At 66.7% G+C, this 4,179-nt stretch carries 2 protein-coding genes and 2 pseudogenes; 1 reads left to right on the top strand and 3 read right to left on the bottom strand.

Translation table 11 applies throughout. The features are described from left to right. Positions 1-411: 411 nt before the first annotated feature. The 3 genes and pseudogenes from QK442_RS35890 to QK442_RS35880 all read right to left on the bottom strand — a co-directional run. Positions 412-909 (bottom strand): hypothetical protein, encoded by a 498-nt coding sequence (locus tag QK442_RS35890; RefSeq protein ID WP_282698336.1) that lies wholly within the window; start codon positions 907-909, stop codon positions 412-414. Positions 910-1,133: 224 nt separating this feature from the next. Continuing rightward, positions 1,134-3,176, bottom strand: a complete 2,043-nt coding sequence (locus tag QK442_RS35885; RefSeq protein ID WP_282698335.1) for a hypothetical protein — start codon at positions 3,174-3,176, stop codon at positions 1,134-1,136. A 295-nt stretch (positions 3,177-3,471) separates the two neighbouring features. Further along, positions 3,472-3,675: pseudogene (locus tag QK442_RS35880) on the bottom strand (glycosyltransferase); the annotation flags it as partial. Positions 3,676-3,792: 117 nt separating this feature from the next. Here QK442_RS35880 and QK442_RS35875 point away from each other — a divergent pair. Then, positions 3,793-4,179: pseudogene (locus QK442_RS35875) on the top strand (site-specific integrase); the annotation flags it as partial.

The raw sequence follows: 4,179 nt of genomic DNA, 5'->3' as shown, positions 1-4,179 counted from the left end.
TTCTCCTTCGCCAGGACCGTAACCCTGGCATCAGGGACTCCACAAATCTCAGTACAGCTCATCCTCCATGATCGGGAGTTACACCGAACGATTTACAGTCCCGGTCCGCCCGGTGATCCCTCAGCGAGTACCGGTGCCCCGAGGCAGGCTGGAGTTGAACCTGGCGGCGGCGCTCGTGGAGAGCCGCCGCCAGGGCGTATTCATTCTGCGAGGACCTGCCTCACGAACTCCCTACGCGGCTGATCGTTCCCCAGGTCGCCTGCTGCCGAAGCATCTCGTGAGAGGTTCCAGCTCCTGGGCGGCACCGCACAACGAGCCCGGGCGGACGCCGGGCCGCGGGGCCAGCTCAAGCGCCGGTGCCAGGCCAATGCGGGCACACCGATCGGGCGACTGGTCACACCATCACGCGATTCAGTGAGTGGAGTCGAAGACGTTGAAGCGCGCTGGCTCTGCACCTTCCACGTACCGCAGCCTGTTTCCGTTGACGATCGTCAGGGGGCGGCTGCTGTCCGGCTTGTTGTGCTGCCAGATCTCGTAGTAGTCGCCCTTGTCGATGAACGTGACAGGGTCGGCCTTGCTGGAGACCAGCGCGACCCAACCGGCGCTTGAATCGACCCACCTGCCCTTGTCGCACTCGGAGGTGACCTGGAGGTAACCGCCCCAGTTGCCGTCCTTCTCCCAGCCGTCGACGATCTTGACCCAGGCGGCGGGAAGAATCTCCGAGATCGGGTCTCCCTTGATCTTGTCGCCCTTGTAGTCCGTCCGGATGTTGCCGTTGGAGTCCTTGGCCCACACCTCCGGGACCGGTTCGTTGACGACCAGGTAATTGCCGTCGATGCGGACCGTGGTCTCAGTCCACTTCTCAGGTCCAGTGTGGATCAGGAAGTCCTTCGTGCGAAGCCAACCCATGGGTCCCCTCCTCCGTGATCGTGATCAAGACCCCCCCGACCTTCCCACCCTGGCCGGCTTTATCCATCCGATCCACGTCAACCTATGGGGAACAACTGGATCCAGCCAGCGCATGGCCCTTCCCCGCCTACCCTGAGCCATTCGTCGGCGGAGCCCTTGAACCCTTAGGGCCACGCGGCATAAGGCGCTTCCGGACCACCGGCAACTGTTCCAAACGAAACTGCCTAGGCGTGGTAGATCGCGTACAGGCGGCCGTTGTGGGCCGTGAGGGCGGGAGCCGCCAGCGGGGTGCAGGTCCACGTGCCCCGCTGGATGACTTCAGCGGGGTTGTTCGCCCAATGGCGGCTGGGGGATTCCGGGTGAGTGGCGCGCCAGCCCAGGTAGGCGCGGTTGTCCAGACCGGTATACGCCATCCATCCGTAGCGGCCCGCCTCGTGCACCGTGGGAGCGTGGCGGGTGCTCCAGGAGGCGCCCAGTCCCATGGTGCTCCATCCGCCGTCGAACGGTTGCCTGCGGGACAAGGTCGCCATCCTGTTGTTTGCGTTGCGGTAATCGATGGTGATCCGGCCGGGGGTGGTACCCAAGGCGGGGGTGCTGTGGACGGTGTTGTGGTCGAGGGGACCACCGGCAAGCTCGGCGGTATTCCAGTTGGTGCCCTGGACCCAGCTGGCGATATAGGCGCGGTCGCCGCCGGTGTGTCCGGACCACAGGACGCCGTCCATTTCGACCAGGGCCGGGCCGAGGGCGGACTTCCAGTTGCTGACCGGTTGGAGGGGGCTCCACTCCTGGCCGTTGAACCAGCCGTGGTAGAGGTTGCTGTCCCCTCCGGTGTACATCAGGTGCAGCTGGTCCTTGTGGACGGCGAGTGCGCAGGGGTGGTCGCTGGCGGCGGAGCCGATGATGCGGGGAGCGGTCCATGCGGCCCCGTCGTAGCGGCTCCACACGAGCCGCTTGTCGCCGGCCTGTGGGAACACGGTGTACAGGTGGCCCCGGTAGGAGGCGAGGGCCGGTGTGGCCCCGGTCTTCCAGCCCAGTGGGACGGGGGCGCTCCAGGCTCCTGCGGCGGAGGGTTCAGTGCCCTGGTCACGGCTGGTGATCTCGATGCTGCCGGTGGGGTAGACGGGGCGTTCGCCGGTGTAGCGGACGCGGAGTCGGTGATAGCCGTCGCCGTTGAAGTCCCATTCCAGGCCGGGCTGGTGGTGCAGGATGGCCATGTCGTCGCGGGTGAGGACGAAGGTACGGCTGCAGGAGAGGTCGTCGTTGTTGCGCAGGGTGTCCATGAGCGCGACGAAGACCTTCGTGACCTCCCAGGCGATCGTCACCGGCAGGGGGGTCGGGTCCACGATGGTCGCGACCGGGTTGCTCAGGACCCTGTCGATCGTCACGACCGCAGAGTTCAGGGCTTGCTGCAGGCTGTTGTACCACTGGGAGTTGCTCTGGTCGGCCTCCCACACCTGGATGCTGGCGATCGCCAGGTCGCTGCCGCTCTGCTGGTCCAGGAACACCTTCTTGTCGGAGGAGAAGGTGCGGGTCTGGCCCTGTTTGACCGCGCCGAACTCTTCGGAGACGAAGGTCTGATTCCTTCCGTCGCCTACGCTGGCGGCGGCGGTGAAGTAGATCTCGTCCCTGCCGCCCCCCTGGTCCCCGACCGCACGCTGAACGTAGAAGTTCTCCATCTGCAGTTTCACCCGCCACGACTGCGCGGCCGGGGCCGCATCCTGCACCGTGCCGCTGTCCTGGGACCGGACGCCGGCACCGGGATGGCGGGCCACCCCGGTCACCGCGAAGCCCGTTTCACGCATCGCCTCGATGAAGGCCGCGTCCTCCTGCGTCCGCCCCGCCGCAAGGTCCTCCGGCGTCAGCAGCAATAGATTCGGCGCCTGGGACGCCTCCTGCGACAGATGCGGCAGCACCTCGGCCAAGTCCGCGTAATCGAACCCGGACGAAGAGGGACGGGCCGCGATCACCTCCGGTACCACCAGCGTGCCCGGGGCTGCGCTCTGCACCGTCTCCCGGTACGCGGCCCCCCACTCCAAGGTCTCCCTGCCGAGGACATTGAGGAGCGCCCCCGTGAAGAGGAGCTCCAGCGGGGTCGGCGGCGTGCCCTCGCGCATCCGGTCCGCGCCGTGCAGCGCCACCCCCAGCAGCAGGTTCCCGTACGTACCGGAGGATGCCAGCGCCGCCCCCGCACGGCGACTGGAACTCTTCCCGGTCAGCAGCGCCTTCAGCCGCTCGATCCGCTCCTGCGACGACTGCGCACCCGCCATCGTGAACCGTCCTTTCCTCGCGTCCCGGGCACCGTCTGTACACCGGTCAACGCCGTCGCCAAGACTGGTCGGCCACCGGCCCTCGGCAAAGCGGAATCCCCGAAACCGCCCAGAGGTTGGCGCATGCAGACATGCTGATTGCCGAAAACGCACCGTTGCGCTGGCCGGGCAAACCGAGTGCGGTGACCCCCACGCTGGCCCGCCGGCGTCCCCTGGCGTGCAGGCCACGGAACGTGACTGCTGCCCATGATCACGCGGAAATGCTCGATTGGTGCTCATGATCACGCGGAAGTGCTCACGAAACTGCGGAACCTAGATCCGTACGGCTGTGCAGGATGGAGCGCAGGCTGTGGCCGTACTGCCAGGCATGCCTGCGGGCCGACGCCTCCAACTGGTCGTACCCGTGCTGGGCCGTCATCTGCCCGCCCCACTTCCGGTACCGGTAGACGGGGACCGGGAGCAGGACGCCGGGTGCGAGGTTCGAGGTGCCGACGGCCGCCATGCTATTGCTGCACTTCTGTCGCGTCTCATTCGATGGCAGGGGGCATCTGGTCCCCAACGGGCCTGTCTTTGAATCTCCTGCACTCACCTGAGTCGGCATGTACCGTCCCGGGGCATGTTGTTGATCTCCTTCTCTCGTGAGGGATGGGAGCAGTGGGGGCTCGACTATGAGCCGCTGATCCCGGAGCGCATGCCGGTCCTGCTCGACGACGACCTCCTGTTCGAGGACGAATCCGGTCCTCGGCCGACGGTGGTCGCGAACGCATGGCTGCGCGAGTTGCCGATCAATGGGGTGCCGGCGTGGCGTTCTTGGTGGGCGTACGCTCGGGGCCTTGCCCCGTGGCTGGAGTTCCTCCAGCGACACGGCGTGGACCCCTTCGGGGACCGCGATGAACTGCGTTCCGCGCTCGGAGGGTTCGCCGAGTACCGCCTCGCCGGCCCGCTGAAGGAGCGGTGGGACGTCGAGACCTGGAATCAGCGGGTCAACGCCCTGTCCCGCTTC

Source organism: Streptomyces sp. CC208A, from assembly GCF_030010625.1.
GTDB lineage: Bacteria > Actinomycetota > Actinomycetes > Streptomycetales > Streptomycetaceae > Streptomyces.
This window is presented reverse-complemented; position numbering and strand designations above follow the sequence as displayed.

Excerpts from the sequence above, each read along its gene's own strand:
- QK442_RS35890 (WP_282698336.1), bottom strand. The coding sequence starts at position 909 with ATGGGTTGGCTTCGCACGAAGGACTTCCTGATCCACACTGGACCTGAG.
- QK442_RS35885 (WP_282698335.1), bottom strand. The coding sequence starts at position 3,176 with ATGGCGGGTGCGCAGTCGTCGCAGGAGCGGATCGAGCGGCTGAAGGCG.